This window comes from Allobosea sp. AK1, assembly GCF_006714945.1.
Lineage (GTDB): Bacteria > Pseudomonadota > Alphaproteobacteria > Rhizobiales > Beijerinckiaceae > Allobosea > Allobosea robiniae.
In genome coordinates this window covers 4,840,434-4,859,114 of sequence record NZ_VFMG01000001.1, presented here as the reverse complement: position 1 = coordinate 4,859,114, position 18,681 = coordinate 4,840,434, and the positions used below count along the sequence as shown (strand labels likewise).

General features: G+C 68.0%; 14 protein-coding genes. 10 read left to right on the top strand and 4 right to left on the bottom strand.

Annotation, left to right across the window (positions count from 1 at the left end):
* Window positions 1–1,068: an ABC transporter substrate-binding protein gene (locus FHT98_RS23150; RefSeq protein WP_142115436.1), complete on the bottom strand. Its 1,068-nt coding sequence runs from the start codon at window positions 1,066–1,068 to the stop codon at window positions 1–3.
* A 54-nt stretch (window positions 1,069–1,122) separates the two neighbouring features.
* The gene (locus FHT98_RS23145) at window positions 1,123–1,896 is read right to left on the bottom strand and encodes an enoyl-CoA hydratase/isomerase family protein (protein ID WP_113584991.1); all 774 of its coding nucleotides are present in this window, start codon (window positions 1,894–1,896) and stop codon (window positions 1,123–1,125) included.
* Between the two features lie 121 nt (window positions 1,897–2,017).
* On the opposite strand from FHT98_RS23145, the gene FHT98_RS23140 reads away from it, so the two are divergent.
* The 10 genes from FHT98_RS23140 to FHT98_RS23095 all read left to right on the top strand — a co-directional run bounded on the left by FHT98_RS23140 (window position 2,018) and on the right by FHT98_RS23095 (window position 14,980).
* On the top strand, window positions 2,018–2,842 hold the full coding sequence (locus FHT98_RS23140; protein ID WP_248309285.1) for an IclR family transcriptional regulator: 825 nt from the start codon (window positions 2,018–2,020) through the stop codon (window positions 2,840–2,842).
* Window positions 2,843–2,984: 142 nt separating this feature from the next.
* Window positions 2,985–3,245: a (2Fe-2S)-binding protein gene (locus FHT98_RS23135; RefSeq protein ID WP_320409877.1), complete on the top strand. Its 261-nt coding sequence runs from the start codon at window positions 2,985–2,987 to the stop codon at window positions 3,243–3,245.
* A complete protein-coding gene (locus FHT98_RS23130; protein ID WP_113584990.1) occupies window positions 3,238–4,602 on the top strand; it encodes an FAD/NAD(P)-dependent oxidoreductase in 1,365 nt (454 codons plus the stop codon). The genes FHT98_RS23135 and FHT98_RS23130 overlap by 8 nt, the downstream gene beginning before the upstream one ends.
* Window positions 4,599–5,753 carry an NAD(P)/FAD-dependent oxidoreductase gene (locus FHT98_RS23125; protein WP_142115435.1) on the top strand — a complete coding sequence of 385 codons (1,155 nt, stop codon included), beginning with the start codon at window positions 4,599–4,601 and terminating at the stop codon, window positions 5,751–5,753. The genes FHT98_RS23130 and FHT98_RS23125 overlap by 4 nt, the downstream gene beginning before the upstream one ends.
* A gap of 47 nt (window positions 5,754–5,800) precedes the next feature.
* A complete protein-coding gene (locus FHT98_RS23120) occupies window positions 5,801–7,177 on the top strand; it encodes an ABC transporter substrate-binding protein (RefSeq protein ID WP_248309284.1) in 1,377 nt (458 codons plus the stop codon).
* Window positions 7,174–9,117: an ATP-binding protein gene (locus FHT98_RS23115; protein WP_142115434.1), complete on the top strand. Its 1,944-nt coding sequence runs from the start codon at window positions 7,174–7,176 to the stop codon at window positions 9,115–9,117. The genes FHT98_RS23120 and FHT98_RS23115 overlap by 4 nt, the downstream gene beginning before the upstream one ends.
* On the top strand, window positions 9,114–10,469 hold the full coding sequence (locus FHT98_RS23110; RefSeq protein ID WP_142115433.1) for a sigma-54-dependent transcriptional regulator: 1,356 nt from the start codon (window positions 9,114–9,116) through the stop codon (window positions 10,467–10,469). Before FHT98_RS23115 ends, FHT98_RS23110 begins: the two co-directional genes overlap by 4 nt.
* A 191-nt stretch (window positions 10,470–10,660) precedes the next feature.
* Window positions 10,661–11,998: an ABC transporter substrate-binding protein gene (locus FHT98_RS23105; RefSeq protein ID WP_142115432.1), complete on the top strand. Its 1,338-nt coding sequence runs from the start codon at window positions 10,661–10,663 to the stop codon at window positions 11,996–11,998.
* 166 nt (window positions 11,999–12,164) lie between these two features.
* Window positions 12,165–13,880 carry an ABC transporter permease gene (locus FHT98_RS23100; RefSeq protein ID WP_061968221.1) on the top strand — a complete coding sequence of 572 codons (1,716 nt, stop codon included), beginning with the start codon at window positions 12,165–12,167 and terminating at the stop codon, window positions 13,878–13,880.
* Between the two features lie 2 nt (window positions 13,881–13,882).
* The gene (locus tag FHT98_RS23095; RefSeq protein WP_142115431.1) at window positions 13,883–14,980 is read left to right on the top strand and encodes an ABC transporter ATP-binding protein; all 1,098 of its coding nucleotides are present in this window, start codon (window positions 13,883–13,885) and stop codon (window positions 14,978–14,980) included.
* Window positions 14,981–15,019: 39 nt separating this feature from the next.
* Here the strand turns inward: FHT98_RS23095 and FHT98_RS23090 are convergent, their stop codons facing one another.
* Together FHT98_RS23090 and FHT98_RS23085 are read right to left on the bottom strand one after the other, a co-directional pair.
* On the bottom strand, window positions 15,020–16,624 hold the full coding sequence (locus FHT98_RS23090) for a hydantoinase B/oxoprolinase family protein (RefSeq protein WP_142115430.1): 1,605 nt from the start codon (window positions 16,622–16,624) through the stop codon (window positions 15,020–15,022).
* Window positions 16,624–18,675, bottom strand: a complete 2,052-nt coding sequence (locus tag FHT98_RS23085) for a hydantoinase/oxoprolinase family protein (RefSeq protein WP_142115429.1) — start codon at window positions 18,673–18,675, stop codon at window positions 16,624–16,626. Before FHT98_RS23085 ends, FHT98_RS23090 begins: the two co-directional genes overlap by 1 nt.
* Between the last annotated feature and the right edge of the window lie 6 nt (window positions 18,676–18,681).

Here is an 18,681-nt window from a genome sequence, read left to right as displayed (position 1 = left end):
TCAGGCCAGCAGCCAGGCGTTGAAGCGCTCGGTGACCTTGGAGCGGTTGGCACTCCACCAATCCTCGTTGGCGATCGCCATCTGCTTCAGGTTCTCCGGCGAGGTCGGCAGGACCTTGGCACGATCCGCTGCGATCGTCTGGTAGGCGTCGAGATTGGTCGGGCCGTAGGCAAGCGCCTCGGTGAAAGCGGCCTGCGCCTTCGGATCGGAGCAGAAGCGGATGAACTGGCGCGCGACATCCGCCTTCGGGCCGCCCTTCGGCAGGCCCCAGCCCTCGATCGAGTAGAGGCCCTGGTTCCAGACGATCTTTGCCGGCGTGCCGCCGTCGATCGCCGCCTGCAGGCGGGCGTTCCAGCCCGGCAGCATGTCGACCTCGCCGCTCTGCAGGAGCTGCGTCGACTGTGCGCCGCCCGTCCACCAGACCGCGACATGCGGCTTGATCTTGTCGAGCACCTTGAAAGCGCGCTCGATATCGAGCGGATAGAGCTTGTCGAGCGGCACGCCGTCGGCGAGCAGCGCCTGCTCGATCGTGTCGATCGGGTTCTTGCGCAGCGCGCGCCGGCCGGGGAACTTCTCGACATTGAAGAAGTCGGTCCAGCTCGCCGGTGCGTTCTTCACGCGGTCGGTGCGATAGGCGAAGACGGTCGAGTAGACGTCCGTGCCCATGAACTCGGCCGAGATCGCTTCCGGCATCAGCTTCGGCACGTCGGCATGCGAGAAGCCGATCGGGTCGAGCAGGCCCTGCTTCTTGAGGATGTCGCGGGCCGAAAGCGTCAGCGTGCAGACGTCCCAGGTATAGGACTTGGTCTCGACCATCGCCTTGAACTGGGCGGTGGGCTCGGCCTCGCGGGCGACGTTGACGACCTTGTTGCCGGTCGCCTTCTCGAACGGGTCGTAGAAGGCCTTGCGAAAGGCCGGGCCGAACGGTCCGCCGGGATCGGCGACGGTGATCTGGGTCGCGGCGCGCGCCGTGTCCGACAGGTAAGGCGCGGCGACCGCGCCGGCAGCAACGCCGCCGGCAAGTTGCAGCAGGGTGCGCCGGGTCGGCTTCGTGGTCAGGTTCGTCATCGTCTTCTCCCCTTACAAGCGGTTTTCCGCATTTCCCCGTGGGTGGTCAGATGGTCAGGCGGTCTTGCGCGCCCCGCGCTTGGCGAGGAATTCCTCCATCATCCGGGCCGGTTCGCCGGTGGCGTAGGCCGCGCGCTGGTTGCGGATGCCGGCGGCGAGGCACTCGCGGAAGCTCTCCTCGGTGACCTCGCGGAAGCGGGCCTTGTTGAGGCGCATGGCGACCGGCGGCTTGCCGGCGAGCTCCTCGGCCAGCGCGAGCGAAGCCTGCATCACCTGCTCCTTCGGCACGATCCGGTTGATCAGGCCGATGCGGAAGCACTCGTCGGCATCCATCATCCGGCCGGTCAGGGTCAGATCGATGGTGCGGGCGATCCCGATCATCTCCTTCATGATCCAGGGGCCGGTGACCGAGGCGATGCCGGAATTGATCTCGGGCTGGCCCATGGTGACCCCGGCATGGCCGATGCGCAGGTCGCAGAGCAGCGCCACCTGGAAGGCGGAACCAGCAGCGACGCCGTTCAGCGCCGCGATCAGCGGCTTGGAGAGCGAGCGCATGCGGTCGTAGAGCCGCTCCCATTCCCCCATCCAGAGCTCGGCGCGATCAGGGTCGAAGGTCTTGGTCTCGTTGAGGTCCTGGCCGGCGCCGAAGGCGCGCTCGCCCGCACCCGTCAGGACGATGGCACGGACCGCCTCGTTCGCCTCCATCTCGTCGAAGCAGGCGACCAGGCGCTCGCGCATCGGTGCGTTCCAGGCATTCAGGATCTCGGGGCGATTGAGCGTGATGATGCCGACCGCGCCACGCAGCTCGACCAGAACAGAGTCCTTCATAGCGCTCTCCGATGAGTTTTTATTGCAATGCGATAATTTCTATTGCTTATTCTGCGCGAACGACCCAGCTTGTCAAGATCGTTAGCCGCAGCCATTGATCGCGCCGAGGAGAGCAGGCCCGATGACGATGCCCGAAGAGACACAGACCGGCCGCAAGCGCGCGACGCAGCCGCCAGATCACGCCGGCCGCAAGGACGACGCCCTGATGGTCAATTCGGTCGAGAAGGCGTTCCGGGTGCTCTCCGCCTTCGGCCGCCAGCACCCAACGCTCAACCTGTCGCAGGTCGCCTCCGAGACGGGGATGGATGTCAGCGCGGCTCAGCGCTTCACCCATACGCTCACCAGGCTCGGTTACTTGCGCAAGGATGCGCAGACCAAGCGCTTCGAGCTGACGGCGAAGACGCTCGATCTCGGCTATCATTTCGTGCGCAGCAGCCGCCTGCTCGACCGGGCGATGCCCTATCTCATGCATCTCAGCAAGGAGACGGAGGAGACGGTGAACCTCACCGTGCGGGAAGAGACCGAGATCATCTTCGTCTCGCGTTTCCTGAGCCGGCACGTCCTCAACACCGACGTCATCATCGGCACGCGCATGCCCGCCTATGCCACCGCACCGGGCATCGCGATGCTGTCGCGCCTGCCCGAGAGCGAGGCGATGGCGATCATCGATGCGTCCGACCGCAGGGCGCATACGCCCTCCACGACCTGGGAGCGCGAGGCCCTGCGCGAGAAATTGCGCCAGTCGGCCGCCCAGGGCTACGCGACCGCCTTCGAGGAGGTCTATCTCGGCGATGCCTCGATCGCCGCGGTGGTGGTCGACCATCACGGCCGCCCGGAGGCCGCCGTCAACATCGCGACCTCGACCTCGCGCTACAGCCATGAGGAGGTCGTCTCGCGCTTCTCCTCGCTGGTCATCGCCGCCGCCCACGCCATCTCGCGCGTCTGAGGAAACCGGGCCGATGGCCTTGACAGGATATCGTTTGATTTATCAAAATACACGAACTTCTATTGCATTGAGATAAATCTGAGGTCGCATGGACCGTTCGCAGGCCCAGTTCCGCCGCGTGGCATTTCGGAGCGGAGCGGCAGTGACCCTCAGCTTCGACGGCCTGCCGATCCGCGCGACCGCCGGTGACAGCGTGCTCGCCGCGCTTCTGGAAAACGGCGCCCTCATCCGCCATCTCGAATTCGGCGGCGAGCCGCGCGCCGGCTTCTGCCTGATGGGGGCCTGCCAGGATTGCTGGGTCTGGAGCGCCACGGGCGGCCGGATCAGGGCCTGCACCACGCCTGTGAGCGAAGGCATGGAGCTTTTCGCCGAACCGCAGGCGATGGCCGGCGCCCATGGCTGAGATCGTCATCATCGGAGCCGGGCCGGCCGGGATCAGCGCGGCCGAAATCCTCGTCGCGAACGGGCTGAGGCCGATCCTGATCGACGAAGGCGCGCGCGCCGGCGGACAGGGCTATCGTCGGCCGGCCGACGACCTCGCGCTCGACATGAACAAGCTGATGGGCTCGGAAGCCGGCCGATACGCCGCGCTGCACGCACGCTTCGCGGCGCTCCGTCCCCAGATCGATTACCGGCCCCAGACGCTGGTCTGGGCGATCGACGGCAAGCGTCTGCATCTGCTGCGCGATGGCCGGGCCGAGACGCTCGATTGCGACAAGCTACTCATCGCCAGCGGCGCGATGGACCGGATCGCCCCTTTGCCCGGCTGGACCCTGCCCGGCGTGTTCACACTGGGCGGGGCGCAGGTCGCACTCAAGGACCAGGGCTGCCTGATCGGCAGCCGCGTCGCCTTCCTCGGCTCCTCGCCCTTGCTGGCGCTGGCCGCGAAGCAGTATCGCGCGATGGGGGCCGAGATCGCGGTGATCGCCGATACGACGCCATTCTCAGCCAAGCTCGCGGCGATGCCGGCCTTGCTCGGCGCGCCGCGCACGCTGCTGCGCGGCCTCTGGTATATGGCCACGGCCCTGCGCGCGGGCATCCCGATGCTGAACGGCGTGACGCCGGTCGCCGTCGAGGGAGACGGCCGTGTCGAGGCTCTCGTCCTGCGCGACGGCAGCGGGCGGGAACGGCGCTTCGCCTGCGATGCGGTTGCGCTCGGCTATGGCCTCAAGCCCGAGACGCAGCTCGCCGATCTCGCCGGAGCGGACTTCGCCTACGACCCGGATTTCCGGCTGTTCCTGCCGAAGATCGACGGCTTCGGCCGGGCGCGGCCGGGGCTCTACCTCGCCGGCGATGGCGTGCGGATCGGCGGCGCCGATGCAGCCGAAGCCAGCGGGGCGCTCGCTGCCCATGCCATCCTCTCCGATCTCGGCCGGCCGCAGGATATTGCGGCGATCAGGCCGCTGGCACGACGGGTCGCGCGGCTGCGTGGCTTTCAACGCGGGCTGGCGCAGGTCTTCGCCTGGCCGAAGCAGCAGATCGCCGCCCTGCCCGATTCCGTCACGCTCTGCCGCTGCGAGAACGTCACCATCGGCGAGGCCCGCGCCGCCATGGCGCAAAGCCTCGGCCCGGTCGAGGTCAACCGCGTCAAGGCGATGACCCGCTGCGGCATGGGGCGCTGCCAGGGCCGCGTCTGCGGACCGGCTCTGCAGGAGATCGTCGCGGCCGGGGCCGGGCAAGGCGGCGACGCCGCCGGGCGCCTGCGCGGGCAGGCGCCGGTCAAGCCGATCGCACTCGCCGCCGCGGAAGAACCGGCATGAGCGCGCGGACCACGGACGTCGCGATTATCGGCGGCGGGCTGATCGGCGCCTGGACCGCCTTCTTCCTTGCCAGACGCGGCCAGCGCGTGACGCTGATCGAGAAAGGCGTCGTCGGCGCCCAGTCGAGCGGCGTCAATTTCGGCAACCTGCGCCTGCAGGGTCGCTTTCCCGGCCAATACCCGCTGTCGCTGCGCTCGCAGGCGCTGTGGGAGGATTTCGACGCGCTGATCGGCGAAGGCTGCGAGTTCGAGCAGACCGGTCATCTCTACCTCGCCTATGACGAAGAGGAGCACGCGAAGCTCGAAGGCTACGCCAAGGTCTCCGAATCCTACGGGCTCGCGATCGAGCGGATCGGGCCCTCCGACCTGCGCCGGCGCTGGCCCTGGCTCGGCGAGCGCGCCATGGCCGCGACCTTCTCGGCACGCGACGCCACCGCCAATCCAAGGCTCGCCACCCCGGCCGTGGCACGGGCAGCAGCGAGACATGGCGCCACCATTCTTGAGAACACGCGCGTCACAGCCGTGGACCGCGGAGGTGACGGTTTTTCGCTGACGCTGGCCGATGGCACCAGGCTGAGCTGCGGCGCGCTGGTCAACTGCGCCGGGGCCTGGGCGCTGGAGATCGCCGAGCGATTCGGCGAGACCGCGCCAGTCTTTCCGGCCGGGCCACCGCAATTCGTGACCGAGCCTTTCCCCTATCGGATCGAGCCTTCGGTGCAGGCGATCGACGGCTCTGTGATCTTCCGCCAGATCCCGCGCGGCAACATCATCCTCGCCGGCTATCCGCGCACCGCCGCGGATCCGCAGGCGAACCGCGCACCGGTGCCCCCAGCCAAGACGCTTGCCGCGATGCGGGCGCTCGCCCGCGTCGCGCCGATGCTGGCGCAGTGCCATGTCATCCGTGTCTGGTCCGGCATCGAGGCCTATCTGCCCGACATGATCCCGGTGATCGGCCCGAGCGGGACGACGCCCGGCCTGTTCCATGCCTTCGGCTTCTGCGGCCACGGCTTCCAGATCGGTCCCGGCGTGGGCCTGTGCCTCAGCGAGATGATCGTCGACGGCGAAACAGCGACGCCGCTGGAACCGTTCTCGATCGAACGCTTCCGCACCGCCACAACCGTCAGCGAGAAGTTCAGGAAGGAATTCGACTGACGCGCGGCAGCCTAGCCGGACCGTCGAGCCGGCTATATGACGGATTCATGGCCCGCTTCGCCGCAGAGATCAGGCTTGTCGTCATCGCCGTGCTGGCCTTCGGCTGGCCTGCCATCGGCATGGCCGAGGGACGGCGCGTCCAGATCATCACCTCGTTTCCGCCCTCGTTCTTCGAGCCCTTCCGCAACGCGTTCCGCAACCGGCATCCCGACATCGCGGTCGAGGTCGTGCAGCGCAAGACCACGGCGGCCGTCATCGATATCCGCACGCAGAAGCGACCGGATGCCGACCTGTTCTGGGCGTCCGCGCCCGACGCCTTCGAATTGCTGAAGCGCGCGAACCTGCTGGCGCCGTTGCAGCCGCGGGCGACCGGCGCGCCGGAGACCATCGCCGGCTATCCGGTCAACGACCCCGATCATCGCTATCTCGGCTTCGCCGTCTCGGGCTACGGGCTGGTCTACAACCCCGCCTACCTCGCGGCGCGCGGCCTGCCGGTGCCGCGCAACTGGGCCGATCTCGCCGCGCCGGTCTATGCCGGGCATATCGGCCTGACCTCGCCTGCCCGCTCCGGCACCACGCACCTCATGGTCGAGGCGCTGCTGCAATCGCTCGGCTGGGAGCGCGGCTGGGCCCTGTGGTCGGCGATCGGCGGCAATCTCGCGACGATCACGGCGCGCAGCTTCGGCGTCACCGCCGGGGTCGCCCGCGGCCGCTTCGGCATCGGCATCTCCATCGATTTCCTGACGGAGGCCAGGACGACCGAGGGCGAGGGCAACCGCTTCGTACTGCCCGGCGAGACCTTGTTCGCGCCTGCGAGCATCGCAAGGCTTGCGACCTCACCCAACCCGAAGGAAGCCGAGCTCTTCATCGATTTCGTGCTCTCGCCCGAAGGGCAGAAGATGCTGCGTGAGCCCCGGATCGGCCGCCTCGCCGTCTCGCCGTCGGCCTATGGGCCGGACGAGACGCCGCCGCATCTTTCGGAGACCGAAGGCATCTTCAATCGCACTGGCTTCGACGCCGGGCTTTCTGCCGGGCGCTACGAGCTGGTCAACCTGATCTTCGACGAGTGGATCACCTTCCGCCGCACCGAGCATGCCAGGCTCTGGCGCAGCCTGCAGGCGATGGAAGCGGCCCTGCTTACGCGCCCCGACGAGCAGGCCGCCAAGCTCCTGACCCGGGCGCGAGCCGCCCTGACGCAGCCGCCGGTCTCCGCTGCCGAACTCGGAGAGCCCGGGCGTTTCCAGAATATCGTCCGCGTGCCGCGCGGCCTGCCCGTGCCCGAGGAGCAGGCGCGGATCGAGGCCGCACTCCGGAACGCGATCGTGACTCACGCAACCGAGGCCGGCGACAGCCTGCAGCAGGCGGCCGAGCGGCTGACCGCGCTGGGCTGGCGCGACGAGAGCCTGACCGGGAGCAGGCCATGACGCCTGCCTTATCCAGGCGCCGCTTCGGCATCGGCGGACGGTTGATCGCGGCCTTCCTCGGCGTCGGCCTCTTTGCGGTCGGCGCCGGCATCGTAGGCGTCATCTCCTATGAGCGATTGAGCAAGGAGCTGGCGGCGATCGCCCGCGAGCATCTGCCCGGCCTCGCTTCCGCTGCACGGCTGGCGGAAGCCAGTGCCCGCGTCATTGCCGGCATGCCGGAACTCGCCAACGCCGAGCGACGCGACGGCTATGAGCGCGGCCGGCGCGTGGTCGGCGAGCGCTTGGGCGAACTCGACAAGGTGCTGTCTGAGCGTGCCGGCAGCGGCTTCGACGCACCGGCCCTGACAGCCGTGGCAGCCGAGATCCGCCGCAATCTCAATGCTATCGACGACGTCTCGGGGCGGCGTTTCACGCTGGCCGAGCGCATCCGCGGCGTCAGCGAGGAATTGCGCTGGCTCCAGGCCGATCTCATCGACGAGATCGAACCGCTGACCGACGATGCCCGCTTCAATATCGAGGCAGCGCTGGGCCAGAGCGGCAACGAGGCCTCGACCTCGGCCAAGCCGAACACGATCCGCGAGGAAACCCGCAAGAGCGAAGCACTGATGACGCTCAACGCCCAGGCCAACCTGATCGTCGGCCTGTTCGGACGGCTCGGCACGGTGCAGACCCGCGAGGACATGGAGCAGACCGGCCATGTCATCGGCGAGGCGGTCGACCAGCTCGAAGTCGAGGCCAAGGCGCTTGCGGGCTGGGCCGACACGATCACGGTCCGGCAGATCACGCAGCGCCTGATCGGGCTTGCGGACACCACGACCGGCCTGCCTGGCCTCAAGCGCTCCGAGCTTGCTGCGCTCGCCGATGCGCAGCGCCTGATCTCGGAGAGCCGTCGCCTCGTCACGGAACTCGGCACGCTGGTGTCGCAGGAGGTGCAGCGGACCGAGGCGGTGGCGAAGGAGGCCGCCGACCGCTCGGCCGAAGCGATCCGGCTCGGCCGCAACCTGCTGCTCGCCATCGCGGCCGCCTCACTATTAGGCGCGCTGCTGATCGGTTGGTTCTATGTCCGGCGCCATCTGGTGGCGCGCCTGCGAGTCCTGACCGAGGCCGCGACCAGCATCGCCAGCGGCCAGTCCTCGGCGCTACTGCCGAAGGCGGGCAATGACGAGCTCGGCGACCTCACCCGCGCGCTCGCGGTCTTCCAGCAGACCCGCGACGACCTGATCCAGGCGGCCAAGCTCGCGGCGCTGGGACAAATGGCGGCGGGCCTGAGCCATGAGCTGAACCAGCCGCTCGCGGCGATCCGCTCCCACGCCCATAACGGCGCGCTGCTGCTGGAGCGGGGCCGGCCCGAGGAGGCCCGAAAGGCGATCGGCCGCATCCAGGCGCTGACCACGCGCGCGGCCGACCTGATCGCGCATCTGCGCCGGTTCGCCCGCAAGCCCGGCGTTGTCCTGGCGCCGGTTGCGGTCGGCGATGTCGTCGAGACCGCGCTGTCGCTGTTCGGGCCGCGCTTCGAGGCTGAGCGCGTGACGCTCCAGCGGGGCCTGCCGGCGGGGCGCCTCCATGTCCATGCCGAGGAAATCCGGCTGGAGCAGGTGCTGGTCAATCTGATCGCGAACGCGCTCGACGCCGTCGCCGGCATGGAGGATGCGACGATCGCGATCGGTGCGCGGCGAAATGGCCACAAGGTCGAGATCTGGGTCTCGGATAGCGGCCCCGGCATCGACCGGGCGCATCTGGAGCGCATCTTCGACCCGTTCTTCACCACCAAGCCGGTGGGCTCGGGGCTCGGCCTCGGGCTCTCGCTGTCCTACAACATCATCAAGGACCTCGGCGGATCGCTCGTGGTCGCCGAAACCGGCCCCGAAGGCACCCGCTTCCTGATTACCCTCGAAGGGACGACAGCCCACGTCATGGCACCGCTGGAAATCGACGCATGAGCGCTCCGACAATCGTCCTCGTCGATGACGATGCCGAGGTGCTCGAAGCCTGGCGGCTGACGCTGGAGCTCGAAGGCTTCGCGGTCACCGCGAAGCGCTCGGGCGATGCCGCGCTCGCCGAGCTTGGCCGCGACGCCTCCGTCGTGCTGGTCAGCGATGTCCGCATGCCCGGCCGCGATGGGTTCGGGCTGCTTTCCGCGGTGACCGCCGTCGATGCGGAGATCCCGGTCGTACTGATCACCGGCCATGCCGATGTTCCCATGGCGGTGAAGGCGATCCGCGAAGGTGCCTGGGATTTCGTCGAAAAGCCGGCCGATCCCGTCCGCCTGATCGAGACGATCCGGCGCGCCAGCGAATACCGCCGGCTGATCATCGAGAATCGCTCGCTCAGGGCGGGTGCGAATCGCGAAGACCCATGGTCGACCCGCCTCGTCGGCCATTCGCCGACAATGGCAAAGCTGCGCAGCCGGCTCGCCCTGCTCGCCGATGCCGATACCGACGTGCTGCTCTTCGGCGAGACCGGGACCGGCAAGGAGGTCGCGGCGCGCGCGCTGCACGATCTCGGCAATCGCCGAGCCGGGCGCTTCGTCGCGGTGAATTGCGGGGCGATCCCCGAGACCATGATCGAGAGCGAGCTGTTCGGCCACGAGGCCGGCGCCTTCACCGGGGCGCGCGAGCGCCGGATCGGCAAGATCGAGCATGCCAGCGGCGGCACGCTCTTCCTCGACGAGATCGAGTCGATGCCGGTGGCGGCGCAGGTGCGCCTGCTGCGCGCCTTGCAGGAGCGGCGGATCGAGCGTCTCGGCTCCAACAAGGAGGTCGCGGTCGATATCCGCATCGTCGCGGCGACCAAGAGCGACCTCGCCGCGCTCGCCAAGGCCGGCGGCTTTCGCGAGGACCTGGTCTATCGGCTGAACGTCGTGACCCTGCGCCTGCCGCCTTTGCGCGACCGTCGCGAGGATATCCCGCTGCTGTTCCAGCACTTCCTCGCGCTCGCCGCCGCGCGCGTCGGCCGCTCGGCCCCGCCGCTCGGGCGCGACCTCTTGCAGCGGCTGACGCGGCAGGACTGGCCGGGGAACGTGCGCGAATTGCGCAACGCCGCCGAGCGCAGCCTGCTCGGCATGGATGAGGATTTCGAGGATGAAGATGCCGGCGCCTCAGCCTCCGATGGTGCAGAGCGCACGCTGGAGGAGCTGGTCGCCATCGCCGAGGCGGAGGCGATCGGCGCCGCCTTGAAGCGTCATGGCGGGCGCATCGGCGTCACCGCGTCGGCGCTCGGCATCACCCGCAAGACGCTCTACCTCAAGATGCGCCGCTATGGCCTGAGCGGCGCGACGGCGCTCGCGGACTGAGCGGCAATGTTACCGCAATGACCCATCGGGGATGTTGGTCGGTTACCGCCATGCCCCCGAAATTGGGTATCTGAGGACCCTTCCTTCCGAATTCCGCAAGGAAATCAAAGCCGCCGAAACTTGGCATCACCGTTGCTGAGAAGAAGCCATCGACCTCGACGTCGAACAGAAAAAACGCTTCGGAGGAAATCATGCTCAATCGCAGGCTCGCGCTCGCGGCCACCCTCGGCCTGTCGCTCAGCGCCTCGTTTACGGCCATCGCGCTGGCGCAGGCGCCAGCCGGCAAGGTCACGGTGGTGACCTCCTTCTCCAAGGACGTCACCGATCCGATCAAGAAGGCCTTCGAGAAGGCGGTTCCGGGCGTCACGCTCGAAGTGCAGAACCGCAACACCAATGCCGGCGTGAAATACGTCGAGGAGACCAAGGCCAATAACCAGGTCGACTTGTTCTGGGCCTCGGCGCCCGATGCCTTCGAGGTGCTGAAGGGCAAGAAGCTGCTCACCGCCTACAAGCCCAAGGCGACCGGCATCCCCGAGAAGATCGGCTCCTATCCGATCAACGATCCCGCCGGCTTCTATTTCGGCTTCGCGGCCTCCGGCTACGGCATCATGTGGAACGACCGTTATGCCAAGGCCAACAAGCTGCCCGAGCCCAAGGACTGGCAGGATCTCGCCAAGCCCGTGTTCTATGACCATGTCTCGATCGCGGCGCCCTCGCGCTCCGGCACGACGCACCTGACGATCGAGACGATCCTGCAGGGCGAAGGCTGGGACAAGGGCTGGCGCACCATCAAGGAGATGGCCGGCAATTTCCGCTCGATCAACGAGCGCTCCTTCGGCGTGCCGGAGCAGGTCAATTCCGGCCAGGTCGGCGTCGGCATCGTCATCGACTTCTTCGCCTTCTCGGCCCAGGCCTCCGGTTTCCCGGTCAAGTTCGTCTATCCGAGCGTGACGACGGTGGTTCCGGCCAATGTCGGCATCATCGCCAACCCGCCGAACAAGGCTGCGGCTGAAGCCTTCATCGAGTTCCTGCTCTCGCCGACGGGCCAGGAAGTGCTGCTCGAGCCCGGCATCCGCCGCCTGCCGGTCAACCCGGCCGTCTATGCCAAGGCCGGCGCCGACTATCCGAACCCCTTCACCGATCCGCGCTTCCAGAAGATGATCGGCTTCGACGTCGACAAGTCGGAGCAGCGCACGGCAGTGGTCGACACGCTGTTCGACCAGATGATCTCCTTCCAGCTCGACGGGCTGAAGGGTGTCACCAAGGTGCTGCACGAGGTCGATGCGGCGCTGGCCAAAAAGCCGAACGACAAGGCGAAGGCGCTGGCCGATGAGGCCCGCGTCCTGATCGCCGCCATGCCGGTGAGCGAGGCGCAGGCCGCTAGCCCCGAGCTGCGCGGCGCCTTCACTGGCGGCAAGGAGAAGGGCGCCCGCCAGGCCGAGGTCGAGGCGCAGTGGGCGAGCTTCGCCCGCGACAACTACGCCAAGGCCAAGGCCAAGGCAGAAGAGGCGCTCAAGGCGGCGAAGTAAGCGCGCGTTGTCCTGCGTATCTTCCCATGCGCGCTGCAGCGTGAAACGCTGCGGCGCAGACACGGGACCGCGCGACCAGTCGGCGCCTTTTCCTGAAAACGGTCCCGTGTCTGCGCAGCGGCATTTGCATGCCGCAGCGCGCACGGGATGACACCCGGCCGCACCCATGACAGCCATTCCGACCTCGGTTCCCCGCCCCCGTCGCATCGCCGGCACGCCCGGCCAGATCGCGCTGGCGCTGGCGATCGCCGCCTTCCTGCTGATGTTCCTGGTGCTGCCGGTGGCGACGGTGATCTATGTCGCCTTCACCGAGAAGGGCACATCGACCTTCACTCTGGTCAATTTCTACGACTTCGTCCGCACCGAGCTATTCATGCGCTCGTTGTGGAACTCGTTCTATGTCTCTGCGATGTCAGTGGTCTGGGCCTCGGTCTTCGCCCTGCCGCTGGCCTATCTGACGACGCGCTTCGTCTTCCGCGGCGCGGCCATCGTGCAGACGCTCGGCTTCCTGCCATTGATCATGCCGCCCTTCGTCGGCGCGGTGGCGATGCAGCTCTTCTTCGGCCGCAACGGCTCGGTCAACCTGCTGCTCGACGACTGGTTCGGCTTCAAGATCGACTTCATGGAGGGGCTGAACGGCGTCATCTTCGTCCAGTCGGTCCATTATTTCCCGTTCATCCTGATCAATCTCTCGGCGGCGCTGCGCAATGTCGACCGCGCCATGGAAGAGGCCGCGCAGAATCTCGGCTCCTCGGGCTTCCGGCTGTTCCGACGCATCGTCTTTCCGCTCGCCATGCCGGGCTATCTCGCCGGCGCCTCACTCGTCTTCGTCAAGGTCTTCGACGATCTCGCGACGCCGCTCCTGCTCAACGTCAAGGACATGCTGGCGCCGCAGGCCTATCTCAGGGTGACCTCGATCGGCATCGCCGACCCGATGGGCTATGTCATTTCGGTCGTGCTGATCATCGCTTCGGTCCTGGCGATGTGGCTCTCCGCGAGGGCGCTCAAGGGCCGCGACTATGCCACGACGCAGCGCGGCGGCGGCGGCCTCGCCAAGCGGGTGATGACGCCGATGGAGGCCGTGTTCGGCTACGGCATCGTCATCCTGATCCTGGCGCTGGTGCTGGCGCCGCATCTGGGCCTGCTGCTGCTCTCCTTCGCCACGATCTGGTCGTTCTCGCCGCTGCCCGATGCCTTCACCACGGCGCATTACGCCCGCGTCTTCGGCGAGAGCTCGGTCTACATCAAGAACACGCTGATCTATGCCTCGATCGCCGGCGGCATCGACGTCGTGCTCGGCGTCGCCATCGCCTATCTGGTGCTGCGTACCAAGCTGATCGGCCGCGAATGGCTCGACTGGATGGCGTCGGCCGCGCTCGCCATCCCCGGCGTGGTGCTCGGCATCGGCTATCTCAGGACCTTCTACGGCATCACTCTGCCGGACGGGACGCCGCTCGCGGCGCTCTGGATCACCATCGTGATGGCGCTGGCGATCCGGCGCCTGCCCTATGCCCTGCGCGCCTGCTATGCCGCGCTCCAGCAGATCTCGGTTTCGCTCGAGGAAGCGGCCGAGAACCTGGGAGCCACCAAGGCGCGCACGGTTCGGCGCATCGTCGTGCCGCTGATGGCGGGCGGCATCCTTGCCGGCTTCGTCACCTCGTTCTCGACGGCGGCGGTGGAGCTCTCGGCGACATTGATGCTGGTGCAGTCCAATTCCGACGCGCCGCTGGCTTACGGGCTCTATGTCTTCATGCAGTCGGCGGCGGGGCGCGGCCCCGGTGCCGCGCTCGGCGTCGTCGCGGTGATCCTCGTCGCGGCCTGCACCTTCCTCTCCCATCTCATCATCGAACGCAGCCAGAAGGCCAAGGGAATGGGCCACTGATCATGAACGCGACCGTCTCCCTGACCACGCCCGCCGTCTCCGTCGACATCGAAGGCGTCAACCTGTCCTACGGCACCAACCATGTGCTCAAGAACGTCAACCTCGCGATCGAGCCGGGCGAGTTCTTCGCCTTCCTCGGCCCGTCCGGCTGCGGCAAGACCACGCTGCTGCGCCTGATCGCCGGCTTCAACCATGCCGATACCGGCGAGGTCCGGATCGGCGGCAAGCCGATCACCGACCTGCCGCCGTGGAAGCGCGATGTCGGCATGGTCTTCCAATCCTATGCGCTCTGGCCGCATATGACCGTGCGCCGCAACGTCGCCTTCGGGCTGGAGGAGCGCGGCGTGAAGCGCGCCGAGGTCGAGCGGCGCGTCGAGGCGGCGCTGGGGCTCGTTGGGCTCGCCCATCTCGCCGAGCGGCGGCCCTCGCAGCTCTCGGGCGGCCAGCAGCAGCGCGTCGCTGTGGCGCGCACCGTCGCGGTCGAGCCCAAGGTGCTGCTGCTCGACGAGCCGCTCTCCAATCTCGACGCCAAGATGCGCGTGCAGGTGCGCCGCGAATTGCGCGACCTGCAGCAGCGGCTGGGGCTGACCACGATCTTCGTCACCCACGACCAGGAGGAGGCGAACACGATCTGCGACCGCATCGCCGTGATGAACGATGGCATCGTCCAGCAGGTCGGCACGCCGATGGAACTCTACGAGCGGCCGGCGAACCTGTTCGTCGCCGGCTTCCTCGGAACGGCGAATATCCTTGGCGGCAAGCTTTCCGGCAACGGCGGGACCCGAGTCTTCGAGATCGAGGGCGGGACGCGGGTTCCGGTTCCGGCCGATGCTCAGGTGCCGGAAGGCGCCAAGTTGGTCTTCCGGCCGCAGCATGCCAGTCTCGGTGATGCGGGCCCGGCCAGCGATGGGATGCTGGCCCTGCCCTGCACCGTCGCCAATCGCGAGTTCCTCGGCGCGAGCGTGCGCTATGGCGTCCGGATCGGTACGACGGAAGTGGCGGTCGACGTGCCGTTCCAGTCCGGCAGCGGCCTGTTCGAGGTCGGCAGCGGGGCGACGCTCAGGCTGTCGCCGCGCTCGTTGTTGTGGCTTGCCGCCTAAGCGGCGCAGAGCGAGGGCCGCAGCCCTCGCCAACCCATCTCACCCCCGCTGCTCGGCCTTGTCGCGTGCCCGCGCCTCGGCGCTGCGCTCCGCGGCCGGGCCGTAGCCGCCGGCGCCGGGCGTGATGATCTCGACGATCTGGCCCTTCTCCAGCGCGCCATCGCCCTTGAAGAAGGGGACGACGCCCTCGCTGAAGGAAAACGATCCGCCCTGCCCTTCGCCGCCACCGGCGAGGCCCCAGGGCCGCGAGGTCAGCCGCGAGTTGTCGACGCTCAGGCGGCATGGCGCCTCGGCGCGGTAGACGCGGCGCAGGCCCATGCCGCCGCGCTGGCGGCCGTCCCCGCCTGAACCGTCGACCAGCTCGTAGCGCAGTAGGGTCAGCGGGTATTCGAGCTCCAGCGCCTCGACCGGCAGGTTCGAAGTGTTGGTCATGTGGACGTGGACGCCGTGGAGCCCGTCCTTGTTCGTGCGGGCGCCGGAACCGCCGCCGATCGTCTCCAGATAGACCCAGAGTTCGCCGCTGCCGGGCTGCTCGCCGGCGAAGGTCGCTGAGGCGACCGCGCCCGAGCAGGCCGCGATCACGCGGTCGGGCACGGCCTGCGCGAGCGCGCCATGGATCAGGTCGACCACGCGCTGGCAGGCGGCGATGCGGCCGTTGACGGCGGCCGGATGCACGCAGTTCAGGACCGTGCCTTCCGTCGCGGTGACCGTAAGCGGCCGTGCCAGTCCGGCATTGGGCGGGATGGTCGGGTCGGCCACGGTCTTGACCGCGTAATACACGGTCGAGAGCAGCGCGGTGTAGACCATGTTGAAGCCGGCCCGCATCTGCGGCGGCGAGTCGAAGGCGAGCGTCATCTCCTCGCCCGCGACGGTGATCGCGACCGAGAAGGTCAGTGGCTCGTCGATCTCGGGATTGTCGAAGGAATCGGAGAAGCGATAGGTCCCGTCGGGAATCGAGGCGATGCCGGCGCGCATCTTGCGCTCGGCATAGTCCTGCAAGGCCTTGCCGGCGGCGAGCACGGTGTCGCGGCCGTATTTGTCGCAGAGCGCGCGCAGGCGCTCGACGCCGAGACGGTTCGCCGCCATCTGGGCGCGCAGGTCCGAGAGGCGCTCGCGCGGCACCTGACAGTTGAGCAGGATCAGCTCCTGCACGTCCTTCATCAGCACGCCGCCATCGTAGAGACGGATCGGCGGGATGCGCAGGCCCTCCTGATAGATATGGGCGTGGCCGCGATCGGCGAAATCCGAATGATGCGCGGTGTTGACCGCCCAGGCGATCATCACGCCTTCGTGGAAGACCGGCTCGGCCAGCACGATATCGGGCAGATGGGTGCCGCCGCCCTCATAGGCATCGTTGCCGATGAAGACGTCGCCCGGCTTCATCTCCGCGACGGAGTGGCGCTTCAGGATATGCGGGATGATGCCGATGAAGGAGCCGAGATGCATCGGGATGTGCTCGGCCTGGCAGAGCGTCTGGCCTTCGACATCGAAAAGCGCGGTCGAGCAGTCGCGGCGCTCCTTGATGTTGGTCGAGTAGCTCGCCTTGACCAGAGCTTCGCCCATCTCCTCGGCGATCGAGGCGAAGGAGGAGCCGATGACCTCGACGGTGATCGGGTCGACGCTGACGGATGCGGGCGCGGTCATCACGGCATCTCCAGGATCAGGTTGAGATAGGGCTCGACCGTCGCGGTCATGCCCGGCAGCAGAACGGTCGTCGAATCCATCTGCTCGACGATGGCCGGGCCGGCGAAGCGGTTGCCGGATTTGAGCTTGTCGCGGTCGTAGATTGGGCAGGCGACGAAGCCGCCGGCCTCGGGGAACCAGACCTCGCGGCTGCCGATGACGGCGTGGGACGCACCCGGCCCGGCATCGGGCTCCGGCCGGAACGCGGCCTTGGGCACGAGGCCGACCGCCTCGACACGATAGGTCACGAGCTGGACCGCCTCGCCCTCGGCGACGAAGCCGTAGAGCCGCTTGTGCGTGGCGGCGAAGCCCTCCGCCAGCGCAGCCACGGTCGCCGGCGTGATCGGCCCGTCCGGCACGTCGATGCCGAGTTCGTAGTTCTGGCCGTGATAGCGCAGGTCGGCGGTGCGCTTCAGCCGGCGGTCGGCCGATGCAACGCCCTCCTCTTCGAACCAGTGATCCGCCTGCTCCTGCAGGGCGACGAAGATCTCCGCCATGTCGGGGACCAACGCGTCAGAGAGCGTCGCGAGCCGGGTCGTGGCGAAATTGGCGCGCAGGTCGGTGAGCAGCAGGCCGAGCGCGCAGCCGATACCGGGATTGCGGGGCACGACGATGCGCTTCATGTCGAGCTCGCGGGCGAGCCGCGCGGCATGCAGCGGCCCGGCCCCGCCGAAGGCGACCAGCGCGTAATCGCGCGGATCATGGCCGCGCTGGACGCTGATGACGCGGATCGCCTTGGCCATGTTGGCGGTGACGACCGAGATGATGCCCTGCGCCGTCGCCATCACATCGAGGCCGAGTTCGTCGGCGAGCCGGCCGATCGCCTGTTTCGACAGGCTCTGGTCGATCGGCATGCGGCCGCCGAGCAGATGCGTCGGATTCAAGGTCTGGAGCACGACATTGGCGTCGGTGACGGCAGGCTCGGTCGCGCCGCGCCCATAGCAGACCGGGCCGGGATCAGCGCCGGCCGAGCGCGGCCCGACCTTGAGCAGGCCGCCGGAATCGATCGCGGCGAGCGAACCACCGCCGGCGCCGACCGTATGGATATCGAGCATCGGCGCCTTGATCGGGTAGCCGTGGACATTGGCTTCCGAAGCGAGCTTGGCCTCGCCGTCATCGAGCAGGGCGACGTCGGAGGAGGTGCCGCCCATGTCGAAGGTGATGAGGTTCGGGATGCCGATCATGGCGCCGATCGCCTGCGCCGCAACAACGCCGGTCGAGGGGCCGGAGAGCACCGTGCGCACCGGCAGGCGCGCCGCCATGTCGAAGCCGATGACGCCGCCATTGGACTGCGTCAGATGCGGCACCGCCTTGAGGCCGAGTTCTTTCAATCGGTCGGCGAGGCGGCGGATATAGCTCTGCATGACCGGGCCGAGATAGGCGTTGACCACCGCGGTCGAGATGCGCTCGTACTCGCGGAACTCGGGCGCGACCTCATGCGAGGCGCAGATGAAGGCCTCGGGGAATTCCTCGGTGACGATGCGCTTGGCCGCCTCCTCGTGCTCCGGCCGGACGAAGCCGTAGAGGAAGCCGATGGCGACCGCCTTGACGCCCTCTGCCTTCAGCGCCCGCGCGGCCTGCCGCACGGCCTCTTCGTCCAGCGGCGTCTCGACCGTGCCATCATGGCGGACACGCTCGGCGACGCCGAAGCGCAGGTCGCGGGTGACCAGCGGCGGGGCCTTGTCGGCCTGGAGGTCGTAGAGGTCCGGCCGCTTCTGCCGGCCGATCTCGATCAGGTCGCGGAAGCCTTCGGTGGTGATCAGTCCCGTCTTCACGCCGCGGTGCTGGATGAGCGCATTGGTGCCGACCGTGGTGCCGTGTCCGAAATAGACGATGTCACCAGGGCCGGCGCCGACGCGCTCGACGCCTTCCTGCGTGCCGCGCGCGATGGCGCGGGAGGGATCGTCAGGCGTCGACGGCACCTTCCAGACCGCGACCATGCCGGTCGCATCCTCGAACAGGCAGACATCGGTGAATGTGCCCCCGGAATCGATCCCGATCCGCCACGCCATCTCTGC

Excerpts from the sequence above, each read along its gene's own strand:
- FHT98_RS23100 (WP_061968221.1), top strand. The coding sequence starts at position 12,165 with ATGACAGCCATTCCGACCTCGGTTCCCCGCCCCCGTCGCATCGCCGGC.
- FHT98_RS23095 (WP_142115431.1), top strand. The coding sequence starts at position 13,883 with ATGAACGCGACCGTCTCCCTGACCACGCCCGCCGTCTCCGTCGACATC.
- FHT98_RS23110 (WP_142115433.1), top strand. The coding sequence starts at position 9,114 with ATGAGCGCTCCGACAATCGTCCTCGTCGATGACGATGCCGAGGTGCTC.
- FHT98_RS23140 (WP_248309285.1), top strand. The coding sequence starts at position 2,018 with ATGACGATGCCCGAAGAGACACAGACCGGCCGCAAGCGCGCGACGCAG.
- FHT98_RS23115 (WP_142115434.1), top strand. The coding sequence starts at position 7,174 with ATGACGCCTGCCTTATCCAGGCGCCGCTTCGGCATCGGCGGACGGTTG.
- FHT98_RS23150 (WP_142115436.1), bottom strand. The coding sequence starts at position 1,068 with ATGACGAACCTGACCACGAAGCCGACCCGGCGCACCCTGCTGCAACTT.
- FHT98_RS23105 (WP_142115432.1), top strand. The coding sequence starts at position 10,661 with ATGCTCAATCGCAGGCTCGCGCTCGCGGCCACCCTCGGCCTGTCGCTC.
- FHT98_RS23090 (WP_142115430.1), bottom strand. The coding sequence starts at position 16,624 with ATGACCGCGCCCGCATCCGTCAGCGTCGACCCGATCACCGTCGAGGTC.
- FHT98_RS23145 (WP_113584991.1), bottom strand. The coding sequence starts at position 1,896 with ATGAAGGACTCTGTTCTGGTCGAGCTGCGTGGCGCGGTCGGCATCATC.
- FHT98_RS23120 (WP_248309284.1), top strand. The coding sequence starts at position 5,801 with ATGGCCCGCTTCGCCGCAGAGATCAGGCTTGTCGTCATCGCCGTGCTG.
- FHT98_RS23125 (WP_142115435.1), top strand. The coding sequence starts at position 4,599 with ATGAGCGCGCGGACCACGGACGTCGCGATTATCGGCGGCGGGCTGATC.
- FHT98_RS23085 (WP_142115429.1), bottom strand. The coding sequence starts at position 18,675 with ATGGCGTGGCGGATCGGGATCGATTCCGGGGGCACATTCACCGATGTC.
- FHT98_RS23130 (WP_113584990.1), top strand. The coding sequence starts at position 3,238 with ATGGCTGAGATCGTCATCATCGGAGCCGGGCCGGCCGGGATCAGCGCG.